Raw genomic sequence first — 18,591 nt, 5'->3', positions numbered from 1 at the left:
CCCAGCAACGCGATTTCATGCGGAATTTTGCTACGCCCCGATCGACAGATGGTCGACGACGTTGCGCACGCGCGGTGCAGACCATGTGACATGACAGGCAATCGATCGCTCCAAGGACGAACGCACTTATCCCCTTAGCGTCACAGTGCCGTCATTCACGCTGACCTCGATATGTCGCGATTCGTCTTGTGCACGGCGCGTCAGCGCGGCGCTGATCTTGCCGGCGATATCGGCGGCGCCTGTGTTGCCTCGCACGTCGATCTGGTTGACGACCGTCAGCACGCCTTGGAGGCGGTCCATAACGTCTTCGGCGACCTTCATCTGATAGCCGCAGTCGACTTCGCGGGAAAGCGTCACGACGCCCTTCTCCACCGTAACCTTCGCGTTCTTTTTCGACAAGCCCGCCGTCCATTCCAGAACGGACCGGACGACGGCAGCGATCTCTTCGTCACTGCGTCGATCCTGGGTCGGCACGCGCACGTCGAGTTCGACGCCGCCGCCTTTCACGCCCTAGACGCGCTGTGCCGGCTAGCCGCGAGCTTCTCCGCGGAGCTGCCCATATGCCCCGCGAGGGGCACGATTCGATCATGTACTTCGACGCCGACACCCGCCGCGTTGATCGACGGGTGCCACTCGAGTTCCTGCTCCACATCGTTTTTCCGTTGCATGTCACTCTTCATCGAATCTCTCCTGTTCCGATCGAAGATGACCGCTGCTACCTTCCCGCCTTAACGACTCGCTGCATCGTGAAGGCATGCTTTCAGCGTAGCGATACCCGACGCCGCGCCGTTGATTCATGTCAATCGCGCGCGTGTGAAGAAAGCCGAAACGTCGGACCCTGACGCGAATTCCCCGCGGGCCTCCCTTCTCGCGCAACACGCACGTTGACATCGCGCGCGAGACGGCTTTCATCCTGAACACGACTCCTCGTCCTGTCCGGCATCGACATCCGCCTCGGTACGCGTGCCCTCGACCTGCTCGAACGTCTTCGATTTGCCGTCGATCGCGCGTTGCAGCATCTCGTGATCGAGCACTTCGCGCTCGAGCAGCAACCGGGCGATGCACTCGAGCGTCGCGCGCTGGTTGGAGAGCGTGGCTTTGACACGTGCGCCTCGTCGAGCATCCGCCGAATTTCGTTGAGCGTACCCGTGATGCGCGTAGGCGTCACCTCGAGGTCGGCGACCTGCCTGGCGGCAACGAGCTTCTGGAAGATGCCGGGCGCCGCTTCGCTGCTGCCGGCCTCCGACGCGATAGCCGCGCACAGGAACGGCGAGCCATGGCGCGTCACGACGGTGCGCGTCGCCGATGACAGCTTGGCTGACACCTCACCGCAACAGGCATCCGCTATTCGGGCGGGGTCGACAGTGCGTGGCCGGGCATGCTGCTGTCCTGGGCGGTGCCATTGCTGGCGATGTTCTTCATGTGGAATCTGCTATGGCGGCGCACGGGCGGTTTGCAACAGTACACAAAGATGGGCCGCGGCAACGGTCATATTCGGTGCAGAACGAGACAGGCATTACCTTCGATGACATCGCGGGAATCGATGAAGCCAAAGCGGAGCTACATTATGGTCGTCGTACTGCAGTTCCTGACAGTGCAGGGCATGACGACGGAAATTGCGTATAGCGACCGAAGAACGTCGTGCGCGCGACACTCACCAGATCGAACCATCGGGGCGATTTGCGCGCATCGCGCGAAGGACGCTGTATGGGCATCATGGTCTCTCAGGGCAACGAGGAGTGGCGTGTCCGGCTTCATGATGTTCTGCGTCAATCGCCCCGTGCCGATTGACGCAGATCAACCGGTTTCCCGCCCGCGGCGACTTAAATAGGCAGACAGTCCATTACCGTTGCGCTCTGAATGCGCTATCGGCCAACGCGTGCGGAGGTCTGCCGTGTCACACAAGACGCTTGTATTTCATCAGGACGCACGCCAGTTGCTGCTCAACGGCGTGAACGCGATCGCTGAAGCCGTCAAGGTCACGCTCGGCCCCGGCGGCCGCAATGTGATCGTCGAGCGCGTGCAGGGCGCGCCGCTCGTCGCAAACTCCGGGGTGGTGGTCGCGGGCTCGGTCGACCTCTCTGATCCGTACGAGGAAATGGGCGCGCAGTTGCTGCGCGAGGTCGCAACCCGCACGAGCGAAGTCGCGGGAGACGGCACGACAACTGCCACGACGCTTGCACAGGCGATCGTCGTCGAAGGCAACAAATGCGTGACGGCAGGGCACGATCCGATGGCCCTCAAGCGTGCCATCGAATACGCGGGCAAACAGGTCATCGCGGAACTTCACAGACTCGCACGCCCGTGTTCGACCGTTGAAGAAATGCGGCAGATCGCGACGATTTCCGCGAGCGGCGACGCGAGCATCGGCACGCTGGTGGCCGACGCAGTCTCGCGCGTCGGGAAAGAAGGTGCGATCAGTATCGAGGACGGCTCCAAACTCGATGACGAACTCGAAACGGTCGACGGATCGCTGCTGGATCGGGGTTTCGTCTCGCCGCTCTTTCTCGGCGAAGACCAGCGCAATGTGGTGCTCGACGAACCGAGGGTGTTGTTGTGCGATATGAACATCTCGTCGATCCCACAACTGCTGCCCATCCTCGAAGCAGTCATGGGAACGGGCAAGCCGCTTTTCGTCATTGCCAACGAGATCGAAGGCGAAGCCCTCGCAACGCTCGTCGTCAACCATCTGCGCGGCACTTTCAAGTCTTGCGCGATCCGCTCGCCCGGCTTCGGTGCGAGCCGCACCGAGCAACTGGCCGATCTCGCGGCCCTGACGGGGGCCACCGTCGTCTCCGCGCAGACGGGACGCACGCTCGAAAACGCCACCCTCGAAGATCTCGGTGCCGCGCGGCGCATTGAAATCACGCGCGACACGACGACCATCGTGGCAGGCAATGGCGATCATGCGCGCGTCGCGGATCGCATAGCCGGACTGAAGAAGCGCATCGACGCAACCGCGGACGGATACGAGCGCGAGAACCTCAACCGGCGGCTCGCCAAGCTTTCGGGCGGGGTCGCCGTAGTCCGGGTAGGCGCCGCAACGGAAACCGCGCTGCGCGAACGGAAGAACCGCTTCGAAGATGCGCTTCATTCGACGCGCGCCGCCGTCGAGGAAGGTTTCGTGCCGGGCGGAGGCGTCGCGCTGCTGCGCGCGCGCCGGGTTCTCGAACGCTACGGCGAGACACAGGCGCAGAAAATCGGCGCACGGATCGTACACGACGCGCTTGCCTCGCCGCTGCGGCAGATCGCGCAAAACGCCGGCGCGGATGCTCAGGCCGTCGTCCATGCCGTCGCCGAAGCGGGCGACGCATTCGGCTACGATGCCGCTCACGGCGACTATGCCGACATGATCGAGCGCGGCATCGTCGATCCCGTCAAGGTGGCGCGCACCGCCTTGCAGAACGCCATTTCCGTGGCGTCGCTCCTGCTGACCACCGATTGCATGATCGTGCATCCGCCGAGGGATCGCACCGATGGCGCAGATCGCGGCGACCGGGGCCGGCAGTTTGCATGAACGCCCTGCCGCAGCGCCGTCCGCCCGTGGCTCGCGGTGCGCCATATCGCGGCGCGGCGCTATTTCTGCTCGCCGCGGTCGCGTCATTGCTTGTCATGCTGCCTCCAATGCGCTTTCGCGCCCAGCGTCCGGCGAAGGGGGACCGCCAAAGCGGTCCGCGCGCAGCGGGTTGGGCCGGTCTAGCACGACAAGGGGAATATGTGCGGCAGCGGTGGCTTCCGGCGCATAGCCGAGCGTCGGGTTACTGTTCCGGCGTGCAATCACTATGACCTTTTCCACCGGGTCGCGCTGGCGCGACGCCGTCCATCCGGCTCTGTGCGGCTTCTGGCGTGAAGTTTAGGACGCGGCGTCGAGCATGCCGATCAGGCAAGACAAGAACAGGCCAACCCGCGACAGGAGGCAGGCGTGACCCAACCATTCATATGCAGGCCGACTAAACGACGCGCCCATTCAACGGATTCAAGCACACTACATGGCACGAACCGCATTCGGGCCGCGCGACGACAGGTGCGGGGAGTCGACTCGGCCATGCAGCGAGCGTGCACCTATCGCCATCCGGCTGGGCGAATCACCAGAATAGAAACGCATATCTCGATCGTGTACCTCGCGGGCCGGTTCGCATACAAGATCATCAAGCCCGTCGCGCCGGGATTCGCGGATTTCACGGCGGCAGAAGCAAGGCGAGTTTGCTGCGAGGCCCAGGTGCGGCTGAACCGACCGCTTACGCGGGGACTTTACCTCGGCGTGCTCCCGATCGAGCGCCGTGGACGTACGCTCACGCTCGAATCGAGGGGCCGCGCAGTCGAACACGCAGTCAAGATGCGTCGCTTCGACGAATCCGGGCTTTTTTCCAGTCTCGCCCGAAGCGGGGCGCTGTCGCCGCGCGATGTCGATCGCGCGGCCCATAGACTTGCTGCCTGGCATCAGCACGCGCCGCGAGGCGCGCCTCTTGCCCGGTACGGCAGCGCCGCGCTACTCAAGGCGCAGGTCGACGCCGTCAATGCATCCCTTCAGGCTGGCTGCGGCGAGCCGGCTCTGCGTGAGATCGCTGTCTGGTGCGCACGGCAACTCGCGCAACGCACGGAGGCAATAGACAGGCGCCGGGCCAACGGTTTCGTGCGCGCCTGTCATGGCGATCTGCACCTCGACAACGTGATGCGCTGGCGCGGCGAGGTATCGATGTTCGACTGCATCGACTTCGACGACGCGCTGCGCTGGATCGATATCGCCAACGACATTGCATTTCTCGTCATGGATCTGCATGCGCGCGCGGGCGCGCGTCTGTCGAACCGGCTGTTGAACCGCTGGCTGGAAGCATCGGGCGACTACGCGGCACTGGAGTTGATGCCGCTCTGTGTCGTATATCGCGCGCTGGTTCGGGCGCTCGTCGCATATTTATACAGCGAGAGCGGCTCACATCCGAAAGCCACCGCCGCAGCGCGCGACGCCGCCCGCTACATAGAGATCGCCGCAGCCGAGACGCGAAAGCCGCCGCCCGTCCTGCTGCTGTGTCATGGTTTTTCGGGTTCCGGCAAATCGGTCGCCAGCCGTGCACTGGCCGACTTGAGCGGCGCCGTGTGTCTGTCCAGCGATGTCGAACGCAAGCGTCTCGAATCGATAGCCGCGGCAGATATCCGTCTTGACGCGACGCACTACACGACGGAAGCGCGACACGCCGTCTATGACCATCTGCTTTGCCTCGCAACCTCTGTTCTACAGGCTGGCTACAGTGTGATCGTCGACGCGACTTTTTTGGAGCATCGCCACCGCAGCACCTTCTTTTCGCTGGGGAAGCGCCTGGGCGTACCGATGCGCGTGCTGGATTTTTGCGCCGCCTCCGACGTCCTGGCAGAACGTATCAGCACACGTCAGCGCAACCAGCGTGATGCCTCTGACGCCGATACATCCACGCTGTCACTGCAACTCGCCACCGCCGAACCGCTGACCTGCGCCGAAACGGCGCAGACGTTCGCCTTCGATACCGTCGTTCCCGTCGAGGCCTTCGAGGAACCTGCCTTCTGGAGACCGGTACTCGATCTGATGTCTTCTCCCGCCGCCGAACCTGCTTCCGATATCCGCCGGGTCAGGTGCAAAAGCGAAAATAGCCGCTATGCAGCAGAACAGGCTTCCCGCCTACCTCGTTCAGCATCCGCCGGGCAGCCACCTCAATATCATGACGATGCGCAGTGAACGCGTCGCACAGGTCTTCTTCTCGCAGCGACCGCGCGCTGAAATGATCTTCGAGCGCTTCTGCCGTAATTGCGCATTGCACGGACTGGTGATCGACGAGCGCGGGAAACGTCAACACCAGGTCGCGCGCGCAATAATCAGGGCGACAGGAAGGAAACGATATTTGCATGGCAACAACTCCACGTGGATCGCAAGGGCAACACCAGATTAGCCCGGCGTTTCCCGGTGAATTTGATGCACGTCAACGCCTGCAAGACCGAAATCGACCAAGCACCAGTTGACCTGCATCAACGCCATCCGTCCGGCGCGTGCAACGATAGGCTTGCCGCCTTCAAGGCAAGGCACGAAGGCACAGATTCTGCGTGTGGATGGGTTCATAGATGACATTGCGGGTCGATCTCGACGGTGTGGGCAACATCTATCGCCTGTGCTTCGTACGCGGGCCGTGGGCGTATTTCACCCGTATCGGTCTCGACGGACAGTGGGGCGAAGGGTGGGACAAGGCGCCGTATCAGGTTCATGCACGTCCGCCCTACGGTGACAGCACCGATCAGATTCTGAAAATCGCTTTCGACGGCCCGCTTTTCCCGCCCGAGGCCGGACCCAACGGTCACGCGCTAAGCGCGCTGGAACTCAATGCGGGCGTGTCACCCTGGCTGCACACCGAAAGCTATTTTCACGGAACGCAGATTCACATCATGGCAGGCGTCACGCTGCTGAGGTCGACCGAACTGATCGAACTGGCGGGTGGAACTGTTTTTGCGCCCATTGGCTGGGGCGGGTTGCCCGAAGCCTGCGCACCCTTTTCCGAAAAGGCGGCGTAATCACAGTGCGATGCCCTTGCCGTTTGGCCCTGCGTTTGCCGACGGCGATCAGGAGTGGGAAATCGGATCGCCGCCTCGCGCCGCATGGAGTGCAACCGGCATCTGAAGGCGCTGGGCGAAGGCCCGCAGCCGCGCGACGTGTGTCGCGCGTCGCGACGACGCCGCGATGGCCGACGTACAAGCGGGCGGTGGAATGACATCCCGCCGTGATGCCCACGATCAGCGCCGTGAATTGGCGCTATCGTTGACGAGCAGCTTGAACGCGAGCCCGATGATGCCTTTTATCTCTTTTCCCATCTGGACGACGGACGAAGGCGCTGCATTATCTTCCGCCCCCAGATGTCACGGCTTAGCCCTGCTCACCGTGTTCTGGCTCGGCGCCACGCACCAGCAGCACGGGACACTGCGCAAACCGGACGAAGCGCTCGGCCACGCTGCCAAGCACGATGCGGCGCACCCCTCGCCGGCCGTGCGTACCCAGGATCACCAGATCCGCACCCAGCCGCTCGGCGTAATGTTGCAGCGTCGTCGCGACGTCCTCGTTCAGACGTTCGGTCTCGACCATCTCCGCATCGCAAGCGACACCGGCCTGACGACAGGCTGCTTCCGCCCTCTCGAGCGTGGTACGGCCATCCTTCCGCAGCGCATCGACGAGCGCGATGGGATCGTAGTACCCCGCGTAGCTGAAGAGGGGCGTCTTGTCGACGACGTACACGGCGTGAATTTTCCCGCCCGTGAGGCGCGCCATCGCCACCGCCTCGTTCAGCACCCGCTCCGACGTCTTGCTTCCGTCCAGTGCAATCAGAATCTGTTTGTACATGATGAAGACCCCCCCTGAAATATTCCAGCACCACGATTCGCGGCGCTCCATAACGCGTCGCATGACATGCTTCTTATCTTCGATGTTTGCGCGGTTGCTCGCTTGACCTGAATCAAGGCTCAACGTCTCGTAACGTCAGCAATTGTTTTGCTCGAATGGTCCCGTCGATTGACCTGCCTCAACGGATTGAGGCGTGGCCGTCATACAGTCAAACGGGACATCGAGATTCCGAATGGAACAGGAGACACTGATGGATACCTTTTCACCCGAGCCCTTCGGCTCCGCAACAATGCAGGCGCTCGCGCAGGCAAACACCGAAGCGTTTGCGGTCTGGATGGCGCTCTGCAAGGAAACGTGGATGCGCGCCGCGGCAGTTCGAAACCCGCTCGAATACGCCACGATCGGAAGCTTGATGTTGCCCGCCTGCGCGTCCCGGGCAATGCTGTACTGCAAACGCATCTCGGACATCACTGCGGGCGCGTGCCCGGCGGCGAGCATGCCACTTACGGCCCCGGAGATCGGCAAGCCCGCAGTCGCCATCGAACTGCCGGTGAACGCGTCGTCGAGCCCCGCCGAGACAGATGCTCCCGACGTCACGCATGCGCAAGCACCGTCCACCAAGGGCGCTGTCAAGCGATCGATACCCGTATCGGGTTTTCGCGGCGAGTGATCCGCGACGCGCTTTATCCCCGCTCGCGCTGTCCTTGACGGGGCGCCCGGCCACTTTCGACGGTCGAGTCCGCCAGCTTGTCCCACAGCGCATGAAGCTCACCGTGCAGCCGGGCGATTTCATCGTTCAGACGCTTGATGTCCCGATGCATCTCGCGCCGCAGCGCCCGCTCCTCTTTTCCGATGAATGCCGCTGCGATACTGGCAAAGACCAGCGACAGCATGCCGTACCCAAGCAGAACGACGAATACAGCGAACACACGCGAGGCGGGCGTGGTCGGGGCGATGTCGCCATATCCGACCGTTGCGCTGCTCTCGAATGCGAGCCACAAGCCCTCAGCGTACGAATGCACTCTGGGCTCGAGCCACATGAAACCCGCGCCCGCCATGGCGAGGACCGCCGCGCCCGCCGCCAGCAACCAGACGATCCGGTTCGGCGTGAAGAAGTCGTGCAGGGACAATACGATCCGCACCGCAACGAGACCCACGAACAGTAGCCGCAGCACCCATTCGGCCGTCTGCCACGGTGGCGCGCCCCATGCGGCGCTCAGCGCCGCACCGACGGTGATCAGAACATCGAGGCGATTATGCGAGAGCAGCGCCTTGCGCTTCTTGCTGAGATATAGCAGGCGAAGGATCGAGAGAGCGAAACCTGCGGACATGAACACATACAGCGCGCGTGCGGCGAACAGTGCTCCATCGGTGGTCGCGGTGAGTTCACCGTAGAAAGCCGGGATGGCGAGCAGACTGCATGCGCACAAGCACCAGCGGATGTAACGCCACGCACGGACCGCCCGTGGACTATCGTGGGAATCCACGCCACCGATTGTTAAAAAGCCGAAGCTATTGGCCATTGTGCGATGAAAAATCGAACGTGCTGTGCACAGGGACTGTACACCGTCATCGCGACGGGACCGTCCGGCGGACAAAATGAAGTGGGTCTCCGCCTCTCAGGCTATGCCACGTTCCGATGCGGGCCTTGATACAGATCAGTCCCCTGCCGCGCCGCTTTCGGCCGATCGCGCGAATCATGCGGCGAAAAAAGGCGTGTCCCCATTGCGGGCGTATGCGGCACGGGCGGGAAGACGTCCCAGGCGCCTTGACCGTGCCGGAAGAAAACAATGCTCAACGAACTGTTCGACACCGCCCCTTCCAGACGAACGAATCTCACGCCACTGGAGCCGAAACGCCCGATCTGGGTCACCCTGGCGGGAATGGAGCGCGTCGGCGCGAGCCATTTGTCGACGAGATCTCTGAGGGAAATGCCATTGCCGTTCATTTCGTGCTCCTCGTTCTGCCTGCACCCATGACCGAGCGTGAGTCTATCTGTCGGCGGTGCGTTAATTACATTATTGAGGGCAGCTGTTTCGATTGAAATCGGCGATCCTTTAAACGTCGGTAGTCGATGAAGCCATGAAGTAGGAATATTCCTAGCTGCATTCGCCGGTTGATCCCATCTCCGCACAGCGCGCTCGATCGTCGCGCGTGGCCGTCGCAGGGACCGTCAGCGGTTTTCTCTCACCCATGCGTGAAATTCAGTCTCGACCGACTCGATCGATCTGGCGCAAGTCGAATACAGGAGACCCGCGGCGCCGTCGCTGTCATACATGCCCCTGCACATCGCCTTGAGACGAATGACGATATTGCCCGAATCGTTGGCGCTTCTCGAAGCCGCGAGATAGACGAAGCCAAATGCATGCGGAAATGCAGTCTGAATCGTCGAGTCGTCCGCCTGAACGATCCGCGTTGCCGAGTGTGTCTGGATAAACGTCCGTGTTCGCACCCACGCCTTGTCGCAAGCGACAGTCGTCTCGCACGCGATGCTGGCCTCCTGACGTGCCCGAAAAAGTTCGATCTCCTCGTTTCGGAACGCCGCTTCCCGGGATGCCGTCGCGCACGCGGCCAGCAGTATCGAGCCCGTGAGAGCGGCGTACAGCAGGACCGGTGCACGCGTCATTACGCCTCCTTCCCGTTCACGATTCCCGACGCCGGCGCGACCGCAAGTTCGACGATTTCCGTCGTGATCTCATCCTGGCGGATGATGCGAGCGTCGCGCGTCAGCGCGCTCAATCTCTCACCGACGTGATCGCTCGCCGCGAGCATCGCCGACATGCGAGCCGCGTTTTCCGCAGCAAAAGACAACATGAGACCTTCGCATAGCTCGACATAAACGTAACGCTCGGCAAGCCCCGTCAGCATCCTGTCTATCGGTAGCGTGAGCAACGGCGGCCGCACACGTGATGCGGTCTTGAAGCGGTCGAAATCGAACGGCACGAGCCGCCTCGTCACCACCGCCACCTGCGCCCCTTGCACCGGTAACGCGTGTATCAGCCATATCGCCGACGTGGGATGCGCTACGAACCGCGCAAACACAGCATCGCTGACACGCCCGGCCACACGCATCACGTCGTCGGCATGACTGGCCATCGGCACGGACCAGTCGTACGCGAGCCCTCGTTCGTCCGCCAGGGCCGCACCGCGCGTGCCGACCACGAACAGCGCACCCGCGCCACGCGACGGCCAGTTTTCGACCCGTTCCAGCAGCCTCTCGTTGAATCCGCCGACGAAGCCCTGCTCCGTACAAAGCAGGATGAGGACGGGAGTAAGATCGCGCTCCGGCGGGGAATCGCTCGTGTCTCGATGTGCCGTTGCCGCGAGCACCATGCCGATCGCCTCGCCAACCGTCGCCGCAACGGAACGTATCCCGGCGAGCCGCGCCTGCGCCTCGCGCTCGCGCGCCGCCGCGATTCCGCGCATCGCGCGGATCACGGCATCAAGTTGATGCGCGGTCGCCATCCTGCCTTCGATTTCACTGAGCCGGCTGGTCATCAGCGTGCTCCCGTCGGGTAACGTCGCCAGCCGGCCCGGGCTGCGCGCGTTCGACGATTTCGCGTATGACATCGATCAGGCGCTGACGCAGCGCGCCATCGAGCGGCGCGGAGAGCGCGCCGGCATCCCGTGTGTCGCCCGTCAGGCCGTACGCTGCGCCGGATGCGACAAGCCGCTGCCGCGCCAGTGCAATCGCTTCGACGGGCACGCCGTCTAACAGACCGTCGCCCAGCGCGGAGAGCAAGGCGACCTGATCGATGCCCCGTAATGCGCTAAAGCGCGGTTGTGCGAACAGCGCACGGATGCGTTTGCCGCGCTCGACCTGCGCGACCACGCGGGCGTCTGCGAGCCCGCCGAAGCGGCTGAATACCTCCAGTTCCAGAAACTGCGCGTAGTCGAGCCGCAATCGACCAGCGACGTCCCGCAATGCAGGAGACTGCGCCTTCCCTCCCACGCGGCTCACGCTCAGGCCGACGTCGACGGCGGGACGCTGATTGGCCGCGAACAGGCCCGCATCGAGCACGATCTGGCCATCCGTGATCGAAATCAGATTCGTCGGGATGTAGGCGGACAGATTGCCAGCGTCGGTTTCGGCAATCGGCAAGGCCGTCAGCGAGCCGCCTCCCAGATCCGCCGAGAGCCGGGCCGCACGTTCGAGCAAACGTGCATGCAGATAGAAGATATCCCCCGGATAAGCCTCGCGTCCTGGCGGCTCGCGCGTCAGCAATGCGAGTTCGCGATGCGTGGCCGCGTGTTTGGTCAGATCGTCGACAACGATCAACGCGTGCTGCCCACGATCCCGAAAGAACTCCGCTATCGAGAAGCCGGCAAACGGCGCGATCCACTGCAATCCGGGTGGCGAAGCTGATGATGCCACCACGAAGACGCACCGTTCGGGGGCGCCGTATTGCCGTATCGCATCGATTGCGCGCTGAACGGCGGTCGACCGTTGACCGATCGCCACATAGACGCAGATCACGTCGCTGTGTCGTTGATTGACGATCATCTCGATCGCGAGCGATGTCTTGCCGGTGGCCCGGTCGCCGATAATCAACTCCCGCTGGCCCCGGCCGATTGCAAACAACGCATCGACGATCAGCACGCCCGTTTCGAGCGGCTCACTGACGAACTCCCGGTCGACGATGGCGGGCGCCGGACGTTCGACTGGTAGCCGGCTCTCCGTCCTGATCGTTTCTCCGCCGTCGAGCGGCCGTCCCAGCGGATCGATCACGCGCCCAAGCAGCGCTTCCCCAACGGGCACGTCGAGTACGGTATGGCGGGGCGTCACGCGCATACCCGCCCGCACCGACTCGCTGCTGTCGAGCATGACGACACTCGCGACGTCCCCGTCGAGCGAATGCACGTAGCCCGTGACGCCGCCTTCGATATCGACCAGCTCGTCGAGCGCGACGTCCGACAATCCCGACACGAAGGCGATGCCGTCGGCGATCCGCTCTACGCGACCCATCGCGATCGCGCGCGTTTCCAGTTCGACAGCCGCGAGTGCGCTGCGTTTGCTGGCCAGCCATCCGTCGTTTGTGTCGTCAGGCGTGTCCATCGTCGTCCCGCAATCCGTTGCGAACCTGCTCCAGTTGATCGCGCCAGCTGTTGCGCACGATGCCAAGCCGGCCACCCAGCTCGAGTCCCGCGACCAACGTGCCATCGATCTGCGCGTGCCACACGACAGCATGTCCGAGCGCGGCGGAAAGCGCGGCCTCGCACGCGCGCTGCTCGTCGGCCGTCAGCGCGCGCGGTACGGTCAATTGCAGTGAAGCGTCCGCGATCAGCTCCTGTCGCGCCGTCGAGGAAAGTCTGTTCACGCCGTCTACGAGCCCGTCGATGAACGGCTCTACCCGTATCGAATCGGGCATGTGCTCCAGCAGCTTGCGCGCGATGTCGACCGCCAACCGGACAGCACGCGCGGATTCCTCGTCGGCCAACGCGGCCCGGTCGCGCTGCATTTCCGCGACTGCCTCGGTACGCAGCCTGTCGGCGTCATCCTGCGCCGCCGCGAGAAGCGCGGCGCGTTGTTGGCTCGCCTCGTGTTCGATCTGCGCCAGGGCCTCGGCTCTTCGAGCGGCGAGCTGCGCGCGCTCGGCCGTCATCGCGTCGAGTTCCTTGCGGGCCGCGAGCTTCACTGCTGCCGCATCACCGATGAGCGTCTGCGCCGCAGCCTGGCGCTCCGCGATGATTCTGGCGACGGGACGGAACAGGTAGCGCTGCAGGAGCCACAGCAGCACCAGCAGATTGACCGTCTGCAACGCCAGCGTCGACCAGTCGATCTTCATCGCCGCGTCACTTCGCGAAAGGATTGGCGAACAGCAGCAGCAACGCGATCACGAGGCAGTAGATGGCCATGGTCTCGATCATCGCAAGTCCCACGAACAGCGTGCGGGACAACGTGCCTGCCGCGTCGGGCTGCCGCGCGATCGCGTCCATCGCAGCCGCCACCGCGCGGCCTTCGGCAAGCGCCGGACCGATCGCGCCGAACGACACCACGAGCGCCGCCGCGGCAATGCTGACGATTTCGATCAGGTTCATGCGTGCTCCTTCTGGTTGTTGTCAGCCGGATGCCGCGTGTCACCGACGGCGGCGCCGATGAACACCATCGCGAGTACGGCGAAGATGTAAGCCTGCACGGCGCCCGTCAGCAGATCCAGCGCCATTAGCGGGATCGGCACGAGGAGGCCTGCGAGCGACAACACGATGCCCACGACAAACACGCCGCTCATCACGTTGCCGAACAGGCGCACGACGAGCGAAAAAGTTCGCGTGAGCTGTTCGACGATATTCAGCGGAATCATCACCCACGTCGGCTCGGCGAAGGTCGCGAGGTATCCGCGCAGGCCGCGCGAGCGCACGCCGTACACCACCGTCGCAAGAAGCACGAGTAAGGCGAGCGCCGCATCGGTTTCCAGATGCGCCGTTGGCGGCTCGACGCCAGGCACGAGCGACGACCAGTTGGCGACCAGCACGAACAGGAAGAGCGTGCCGATCAGTGAGCGATACGGCGCCGGATCGGTTTGTATCGTGTCGCGAATCTGGGCATCGATGGTTTCGACGAGCAGTTCAAGCACCGCCTGCACTCGGGAAGGCGCGATCGAGAGCTTGCGCGTAAGCAGCGCCGCGCCGATCGCCATGAACGCAACAATTGCCCAGCCGACGATCACGGGCGAGGTGATCGCGAGTGGACCGGCGTGCAGCAAAGGCGCGGTGGTTAGTGGCGAGTGGATCATGGTTCGACTCGCCCAAGCGTGAGTGCGATGCTGCGCGTCCACATGAAGCCGCCCGTTCCGCCGAGCAAGGCCAGCACGCCCGCCTTCGCCAGCACGACGAACACGACCGCCGTCAGCGAGAAACGCGACAGTTGCAGCAGCAGTGCGCCGGCCGGACGCCCTGCAACGAGGAGCGCTGCGTTCCTGCGCAGCGAAACGAAGTGCACCGCCCCCACGAGCAAGCCGACTGCCAGCCCGGTGACAAACAATGCCAGTGCACTGTGCAGATGAGCGAAAACGGTACTAGTCACGATCTCTCCTTTGCTGCCGATGCATCCATTTCCATGCTGACCAGAAACCTATCGCTGCGCCGATCATCAGGAGCGGCGCCGAGAAAAACACCTTCGTTCCCATCAGCCGGTCAAGCCAGCGACCCAAGGCGAGACAGACAAGCGTCGGCAAAACGATCGTCCAGCCGAGAATACCGATCTGCCCAAGCCGCGCGGCGAGAGACGGCTCCCGGTCTTCGCGCCCCATCGCGTCGCGGTTCGCCGCGCGCCGCGCGGCTTTCGCGACGCGATCGTCGGCTGGGGCATGGCCATTGCGCTGCCTGGTCATTCGGATACTCCGCGCGCCGCTTGCGGACGCAGGTAGCGCAACATCTGGCGAACAGCGTGAGCATGCAGTCGAGTCTGTTCGACACGCGCGCGCCGCATCGCATCCAGTTGTGCCGCGCGCACGTCGTGCACCTCGGCCTCCAGCCGTTGCAGCGACTCGCCCCGCACCGCTTCCCTGCATGCGATCGACACGGCCGCGCCGTTCGACACGATCAGCACGCCGCCGTCCACGGCGCAAAAATGCGCGATGCCGTCCTGCGTCGTCCACCTCACGACGGAAGCGCTGAGGAGCGTCACCATATCCTCGTGTCCGACGTGAATGCCGAATCCGCCGCTCTCGTCTTCCGCGCGCAACGAGACGATCGGCAAGCCGTTGACCACGACCTGTGTCGGCGTCGCGATGGTCAATCTGAGCGATAGGTCCGGCATGAGCGCGCCTCTTTCAGACCGCAGCGGGAACGGCGCCCGTCTGCCTGCTGCGCGCTTCCTTCGCGCGCGCCTCGTCGAGCGTACCGACCATGTACAGCGAACTCTCCTGCCAGTCATCGCACTCGCCGTCGAGAATCGCCTTGCACCCAGCGATCGTGTCGGCCAGCGCAACCGTCCGTCCCGGCTGCCCGGAGAACGCCTCCGTCACCGAGAAAGGCTGCGTCAGAAAGCGCTGCAGGCGGCGGGCCCGTTGCACGATCCGGCGGTCGTCCGCACCGAGTTCCTCGATGCCCAGCAGCGCGATGACATCCTGCAGCTCGCGCTGATGCTCGATCGCGCGCCGCACGGCATTGGCGACGTTCGCATGCTCGTCGCCAACCACAAGCGGATCGAGCAGGATCGACGTCGATGCAATCGGATCAATTGCGGGATACATGCCTTCGGCGGCCTGTGCGCGCGAGAGCACCACCATGCTGTCGACGTGCGACGAAATCGTCGTCACGGCAGGGTCAGTGAAATCGTCGGCGGGAACATAGACGGCCTCGATCGCCGTCACGGCTGTCTCGCCCACCGACGCGATGCGCTCCTGCAACGCCGCCACCTCACTCGCGAGCGTCGGCTGGTAGCCGACCCGCGATGGCATGCGTCCCAGCAGCCCCGAAACTTCCGCCCCTGCCTGCACGAACCGGAACACGTTATCCATCAACAGCAGCACATTCTGATGGCGTTCGTCGCGAAAGTACTCGGCGATGGTCAGCGCTGTCAGCGGCACTCGCCAGCGAGCCCCCGGCGGCTCGTTCATCTGTCCATAAACCAGCACGGCGCGCGGCAGCACGCCCGAGCCGCGCATGTCTGCGAGCATTTCGTGACCTTCGCGCGAGCGTTCACCGACACCGGCGAAAACGGAAATCCCGCTGTGCTGTTCGGCCATCGCATGCATCAGTTCCATTACCAGCACGGTTTTTCCCACACCCGCGCCACCGAACATCGCGGCCTTACCGCCATGCGCGAGGGGTGTGAGCAGGTCGATGATCTTGATCCCGGTCGCGAACAGCCGGGTCGCGCCGCGTTGCGCAGACAGCGGCGGTGGCGCACGGTGAATCGGACGGCGTTCGATGATCGGTGGCAACGGCGCGCCCGAATCCCGGACGGCGCCCGACACGTCGAACAGGCGCCCGAGTGTCAAGGGGCCGACGGGAACCTCGATCGGAAGGCCGGTCGAACGTGCGGGCATGCCGCGCGCGATGCCTGCCGTCGACTGCAGCGCGAGCGCCCGCACGACGGTGTCGCTAACATGCGCCTGCACTTCCGCAAGAATCGGCTGTCGACCATCGCGCGTCGAAATGAACATGGCCGTATCGACGGGCGGCAGCGCCTCGCCAGCGAAATCGACGTCGACAACGGCGCCGCGCGCCGCGATCACGCGTCCCGTCGCCGCGAAGCTTGCAGCCTGGCTGACTTCTCCACTCTCGTGAATCGACACGTCCCGTGCTCCAAGTCGAATTCCTGAACCTCTTCAAGATAACGGCGAGGGCCTGGTCACAACTGATCCTGATCAATGACTGCGCAATGACTGCGCGCGTGAGTCGCGTCGAGCGAACAATGTCCAGAGTGTTCCTCTGAAAACGCGCGGCGATTGACAGCGATCAATCCGTTACGCACACGCCCGTCTACGCTCGATCTGATAGCCAATGCCTGGAGCACGGTCGACATGATGAAAGCCTTGGTGATAATTCCGGTCCTGTTCGCCCTCCATGCACTGGCAGGCTGTGGAATCGCTCCGTCGCTCCACGCGGATGACCAGGTCAAGGCCACTTTCTCGGACGTCATCGCGCTCTACGACGAACGCCTCGCACTGGTCGATGAAACGACCGCCTTGGCCCGCCGCTATCTGCCCGCGGAGGCCGCTACGCTCAAGAACGTTTCAGATGCCCGTTCAGCCATCGAAGCCGTGCATGCGACGCCAGCGTTCGTCGACGAACCCGCGTTGTTCGAGCGCTTCGATGTAGCGCAGCGTCAGATGACTGAAGCAATCTCGCAACTCATGATTGTGTGCGAATCCGTGCGCCGGCTCGACACGGCACCGCGCTTCCAGACGCTGCAAACGCGGCTTGCTTCGTCGGCAGCTCGCATCGCGGTTGCGCGAGAGCGCTACGATCATGCAGCGCTTCAATACAATGAATCGTTGCACCGCTTTCCGCTCGAGCTTGCGGAAGCCCTTCATGCCGATCAGGACAAACCCACCTTCTCCACCCGGGACAGTTCGCCCGTGCACCGCCGTCCGCGCACGGACTTCGATGCGCTGCGCGGCTCGTTACGTGTTTGACCGGGCAAGACAACCGGGCACGCCGTCCTTCTTGCGCGGCAGCCGATGCCCTGTTGATCTGAATCAATCTCGCGGCGTCCACTTGCGCAACACTGCACGAACCTTTCTCCGAGGAGCGTGACATGACCCGCCATATGAAAGCCGCTGTCGTCCGAGCGTTTGGTGCGCCGCTGAGCATCGAAGAAGTCGCCATCCCGGAGGTCGGTCCGGGCCAGATTCTGGTGAACATCAAGGCGTCGGGTGTCTGCCATACCGATCTTCATGCCGCCGATGGCGATTGGCCCGTCAAGCCAACGCTGCCCTTCATCCCCGGCCATGAAGGCGTCGGTTACGTCGCCGCCGTGGGCAGCGGCGTCAGGGCCGTGAAGGAAGGCGATCGCGTCGGCGTGCCCTGGCTCTATACGGCCTGCGGTCAGTGCGAACATTGCCTGAGCGGATGGGAGACGCTTTGCCACGAACAGAAGAACACGGGCTACTCGGTCAACGGCGGATACGCCGAATACGTGCTGGCCGATCCGAACTATGTCGGACATCTTCCGGACAATGTCGCGTTCGATGAGATCGCGCCCATTCTCTGCGCCGGCGTCACGGTCTACAAAGGCATTCGCGTGACCGATACGCGGCCGGGTCAATGGCTCGCGATCTCGGGTATCGGTGGGCTCGGGCACGTCGCCGTACAGTACGCAATTGCGATGGGATTGCATGTGGTTGCCGTCGACATCTCCGAAGAGAAACTCGAACTCGCACGCAAGCTCGGAGCGAAGCTCGCCATCAATGCGAATACCACGGATCCAGCGGCCTTCATCCAGAAAGAAATTGGCGGCGCGCATGGCGTGCTGGTCACCGCGGTGTCGCGCAGTGCATTCGCACAGGCGCTTGGCATGGTCCGGCGCGGCGGTACGGTCGCGCTGAACGGCTTGCCGCCCGGCGACTTTCCGCTGCCGATTTTCTCGACGGTCCTCAACGGCATTACGGTGCGCGGATCGATCGTCGGCACGCGGCGCGACCTGCAGGAATCGCTCGACTTTGCGGCACAGGGCAGCGTTCGCGCCCACATTCACCGCGACCGGCTCGAGAACATCAATAAGGTCTTCGGCGCGCTTCGCGAAGGCACGGTGGATGGACGGATCGTGATGGAACTCGATTGAAGCGGCA

The 18,591-nt window shown here is 63.5% G+C and carries 23 protein-coding genes; 6 read left to right on the top strand and 17 right to left on the bottom strand.

What is annotated here, in order from left to right:
* Positions 1-126 precede the first annotated feature (126 nt).
* The 3 genes from J8I87_RS46060 to J8I87_RS27810 all read right to left on the bottom strand — a co-directional run bounded on the left by J8I87_RS46060 (position 127) and on the right by J8I87_RS27810 (position 1,262).
* On the bottom strand, positions 127-507 hold the full coding sequence (locus J8I87_RS46060) for a BON domain-containing protein (RefSeq protein ID WP_313066294.1): 381 nt from the start codon (positions 505-507) through the stop codon (positions 127-129).
* Positions 504-668, bottom strand: coding sequence for a BON domain-containing protein (locus tag J8I87_RS46055; RefSeq protein ID WP_313066292.1), 165 nt, complete (start codon positions 666-668; stop codon positions 504-506). The genes J8I87_RS46060 and J8I87_RS46055 overlap by 4 nt, the downstream gene beginning before the upstream one ends.
* A gap of 240 nt (positions 669-908) precedes the next feature.
* Positions 909-1,262, bottom strand: a complete 354-nt coding sequence (locus J8I87_RS27810) for a hypothetical protein (protein ID WP_209935296.1) — start codon at positions 1,260-1,262, stop codon at positions 909-911.
* Between the two features lie 632 nt (positions 1,263-1,894).
* Between J8I87_RS27810 and groL the strand changes: the two genes are divergently transcribed.
* Positions 1,895-3,517 carry a chaperonin GroEL gene (gene groL / locus J8I87_RS27805; protein WP_209935295.1) on the top strand — a complete coding sequence of 541 codons (1,623 nt, stop codon included), beginning with the start codon at positions 1,895-1,897 and terminating at the stop codon, positions 3,515-3,517.
* Positions 3,518-4,045: 528 nt separating this feature from the next.
* Positions 4,046-5,707 carry an AAA family ATPase gene (locus tag J8I87_RS27800; protein ID WP_313066287.1) on the top strand — a complete coding sequence of 554 codons (1,662 nt, stop codon included), beginning with the start codon at positions 4,046-4,048 and terminating at the stop codon, positions 5,705-5,707.
* Here the strand turns inward: J8I87_RS27800 and J8I87_RS27795 are convergent.
* On the bottom strand, positions 5,601-5,876 hold the full coding sequence (locus J8I87_RS27795; protein ID WP_209935291.1) for a DUF1488 domain-containing protein: 276 nt from the start codon (positions 5,874-5,876) through the stop codon (positions 5,601-5,603). The genes J8I87_RS27800 and J8I87_RS27795 overlap by 107 nt on opposite strands.
* Positions 5,877-6,087: 211 nt before the next feature.
* On the opposite strand from J8I87_RS27795, the gene J8I87_RS27790 reads away from it, so the two are divergent.
* Positions 6,088-6,531, top strand: coding sequence for a hypothetical protein (locus J8I87_RS27790; RefSeq protein WP_209935290.1), 444 nt, complete (start codon positions 6,088-6,090; stop codon positions 6,529-6,531).
* Positions 6,532-6,880: 349 nt separating this feature from the next.
* On the opposite strand, the gene J8I87_RS27785 is transcribed toward J8I87_RS27790, so the two are convergent.
* Positions 6,881-7,351, bottom strand: coding sequence for a universal stress protein (locus J8I87_RS27785; protein ID WP_209935339.1), 471 nt, complete (start codon positions 7,349-7,351; stop codon positions 6,881-6,883).
* A 250-nt stretch (positions 7,352-7,601) separates the two neighbouring features.
* Between J8I87_RS27785 and J8I87_RS27780 the strand changes: the two genes are divergently transcribed.
* Entirely contained in the window at positions 7,602-8,021 is a 420-nt protein-coding gene (locus J8I87_RS27780) for a hypothetical protein (protein WP_209935289.1), read from the top strand.
* A gap of 13 nt (positions 8,022-8,034) precedes the next feature.
* Here the strand turns inward: J8I87_RS27780 and J8I87_RS27775 are convergent, their stop codons facing one another.
* The 12 genes from J8I87_RS27775 to atpD form a co-directional block, all read right to left on the bottom strand.
* Complete coding sequence (locus J8I87_RS27775) at positions 8,035-8,874, bottom strand: potassium channel family protein (RefSeq protein ID WP_209935287.1); 840 nt, start codon at positions 8,872-8,874, stop codon at positions 8,035-8,037.
* A 101-nt stretch (positions 8,875-8,975) separates the two neighbouring features.
* Positions 8,976-9,299, bottom strand: coding sequence for a hypothetical protein (locus tag J8I87_RS27770; protein ID WP_409518810.1), 324 nt, complete (start codon positions 9,297-9,299; stop codon positions 8,976-8,978).
* Positions 9,300-9,524: 225 nt separating this feature from the next.
* On the bottom strand, positions 9,525-9,977 hold the full coding sequence (locus J8I87_RS27765; RefSeq protein ID WP_209935286.1) for a hypothetical protein: 453 nt from the start codon (positions 9,975-9,977) through the stop codon (positions 9,525-9,527).
* Complete coding sequence (locus tag J8I87_RS27760; protein ID WP_209935285.1) at positions 9,977-10,849, bottom strand: F0F1 ATP synthase subunit gamma; 873 nt, start codon at positions 10,847-10,849, stop codon at positions 9,977-9,979. Before J8I87_RS27760 ends, J8I87_RS27765 begins: the two co-directional genes overlap by 1 nt.
* Complete coding sequence (locus J8I87_RS27755) at positions 10,830-12,407, bottom strand: F0F1 ATP synthase subunit alpha (protein ID WP_209935284.1); 1,578 nt, start codon at positions 12,405-12,407, stop codon at positions 10,830-10,832. The genes J8I87_RS27760 and J8I87_RS27755 overlap by 20 nt, the downstream gene beginning before the upstream one ends.
* On the bottom strand, positions 12,394-13,137 hold the full coding sequence (locus tag J8I87_RS27750; RefSeq protein ID WP_209935283.1) for a F0F1 ATP synthase subunit B: 744 nt from the start codon (positions 13,135-13,137) through the stop codon (positions 12,394-12,396). The genes J8I87_RS27755 and J8I87_RS27750 overlap by 14 nt, the downstream gene beginning before the upstream one ends.
* A gap of 7 nt (positions 13,138-13,144) precedes the next feature.
* On the bottom strand, positions 13,145-13,390 hold the full coding sequence (locus J8I87_RS27745; protein WP_209935282.1) for a F0F1 ATP synthase subunit C: 246 nt from the start codon (positions 13,388-13,390) through the stop codon (positions 13,145-13,147).
* On the bottom strand, positions 13,387-14,085 hold the full coding sequence (locus J8I87_RS27740) for a F0F1 ATP synthase subunit A (protein WP_209935281.1): 699 nt from the start codon (positions 14,083-14,085) through the stop codon (positions 13,387-13,389). The genes J8I87_RS27745 and J8I87_RS27740 overlap by 4 nt, the downstream gene beginning before the upstream one ends.
* Positions 14,082-14,375 (bottom strand): ATP synthase subunit I, encoded by a 294-nt coding sequence (locus J8I87_RS27735; RefSeq protein WP_209935279.1) that lies wholly within the window; start codon positions 14,373-14,375, stop codon positions 14,082-14,084. Before J8I87_RS27735 ends, J8I87_RS27740 begins: the two co-directional genes overlap by 4 nt.
* Positions 14,368-14,682: an AtpZ/AtpI family protein gene (locus J8I87_RS27730; RefSeq protein WP_209935278.1), complete on the bottom strand. Its 315-nt coding sequence runs from the start codon at positions 14,680-14,682 to the stop codon at positions 14,368-14,370. Before J8I87_RS27730 ends, J8I87_RS27735 begins: the two co-directional genes overlap by 8 nt.
* Positions 14,679-15,110 (bottom strand): F0F1 ATP synthase subunit epsilon, encoded by a 432-nt coding sequence (locus J8I87_RS27725; protein WP_209935277.1) that lies wholly within the window; start codon positions 15,108-15,110, stop codon positions 14,679-14,681. The genes J8I87_RS27730 and J8I87_RS27725 overlap by 4 nt, the downstream gene beginning before the upstream one ends.
* 13 nt (positions 15,111-15,123) lie before the next feature.
* Positions 15,124-16,593, bottom strand: a complete 1,470-nt coding sequence (gene atpD / locus J8I87_RS27720) for a F0F1 ATP synthase subunit beta (RefSeq protein ID WP_209935276.1) — start codon at positions 16,591-16,593, stop codon at positions 15,124-15,126.
* Positions 16,594-16,746: 153 nt separating this feature from the next.
* Between atpD and J8I87_RS27715 the strand changes: the two genes are divergently transcribed.
* Together J8I87_RS27715 and adhP are read left to right on the top strand one after the other, a co-directional pair.
* Positions 16,747-17,436 (top strand): LemA family protein, encoded by a 690-nt coding sequence (locus J8I87_RS27715; protein ID WP_245254196.1) that lies wholly within the window; start codon positions 16,747-16,749, stop codon positions 17,434-17,436.
* A 122-nt stretch (positions 17,437-17,558) separates the two neighbouring features.
* Positions 17,559-18,584, top strand: coding sequence for an alcohol dehydrogenase AdhP (gene adhP / locus J8I87_RS27710; RefSeq protein ID WP_209935275.1), 1,026 nt, complete (start codon positions 17,559-17,561; stop codon positions 18,582-18,584).
* Positions 18,585-18,591: the final 7 nt, after the last annotated feature.

This window comes from Paraburkholderia sp. LEh10 (assembly GCF_017814945.1).
GTDB lineage: Bacteria > Pseudomonadota > Gammaproteobacteria > Burkholderiales > Burkholderiaceae > Paraburkholderia.
This window is presented reverse-complemented; position numbering and strand designations above follow the sequence as displayed.

Bases quoted from the DNA above. Each gene is read 5' to 3' on its own strand.
- J8I87_RS46055 (WP_313066292.1), bottom strand. From the start codon at position 668: ATGCAACGGAAAAACGATGTGGAGCAGGAACTCGAGTGGCACCCGTCG.
- J8I87_RS27800 (WP_313066287.1), top strand. From the start codon at position 4,046: ATGCAGCGAGCGTGCACCTATCGCCATCCGGCTGGGCGAATCACCAGA.
- J8I87_RS27795 (WP_209935291.1), bottom strand. From the start codon at position 5,876: ATGCAAATATCGTTTCCTTCCTGTCGCCCTGATTATTGCGCGCGCGAC.
- J8I87_RS27790 (WP_209935290.1), top strand. From the start codon at position 6,088: ATGACATTGCGGGTCGATCTCGACGGTGTGGGCAACATCTATCGCCTG.
- J8I87_RS27785 (WP_209935339.1), bottom strand. From the start codon at position 7,351: ATGTACAAACAGATTCTGATTGCACTGGACGGAAGCAAGACGTCGGAG.
- J8I87_RS27780 (WP_209935289.1), top strand. From the start codon at position 7,602: ATGGATACCTTTTCACCCGAGCCCTTCGGCTCCGCAACAATGCAGGCG.
- J8I87_RS27775 (WP_209935287.1), bottom strand. From the start codon at position 8,874: ATGGCCAATAGCTTCGGCTTTTTAACAATCGGTGGCGTGGATTCCCAC.
- J8I87_RS27770 (WP_409518810.1), bottom strand. From the start codon at position 9,299: ATGAACGGCAATGGCATTTCCCTCAGAGATCTCGTCGACAAATGGCTC.
- J8I87_RS27765 (WP_209935286.1), bottom strand. From the start codon at position 9,977: ATGACGCGTGCACCGGTCCTGCTGTACGCCGCTCTCACGGGCTCGATA.
- J8I87_RS27760 (WP_209935285.1), bottom strand. From the start codon at position 10,849: ATGACCAGCCGGCTCAGTGAAATCGAAGGCAGGATGGCGACCGCGCAT.
- J8I87_RS27755 (WP_209935284.1), bottom strand. From the start codon at position 12,407: ATGGACACGCCTGACGACACAAACGACGGATGGCTGGCCAGCAAACGC.
- J8I87_RS27750 (WP_209935283.1), bottom strand. From the start codon at position 13,137: ATGAAGATCGACTGGTCGACGCTGGCGTTGCAGACGGTCAATCTGCTG.
- J8I87_RS27745 (WP_209935282.1), bottom strand. From the start codon at position 13,390: ATGAACCTGATCGAAATCGTCAGCATTGCCGCGGCGGCGCTCGTGGTG.
- J8I87_RS27740 (WP_209935281.1), bottom strand. From the start codon at position 14,085: ATGATCCACTCGCCACTAACCACCGCGCCTTTGCTGCACGCCGGTCCA.
- J8I87_RS27730 (WP_209935278.1), bottom strand. From the start codon at position 14,682: ATGACCAGGCAGCGCAATGGCCATGCCCCAGCCGACGATCGCGTCGCG.
- J8I87_RS27725 (WP_209935277.1), bottom strand. From the start codon at position 15,110: ATGCCGGACCTATCGCTCAGATTGACCATCGCGACGCCGACACAGGTC.
- adhP (WP_209935275.1), top strand. From the start codon at position 17,559: ATGACCCGCCATATGAAAGCCGCTGTCGTCCGAGCGTTTGGTGCGCCG.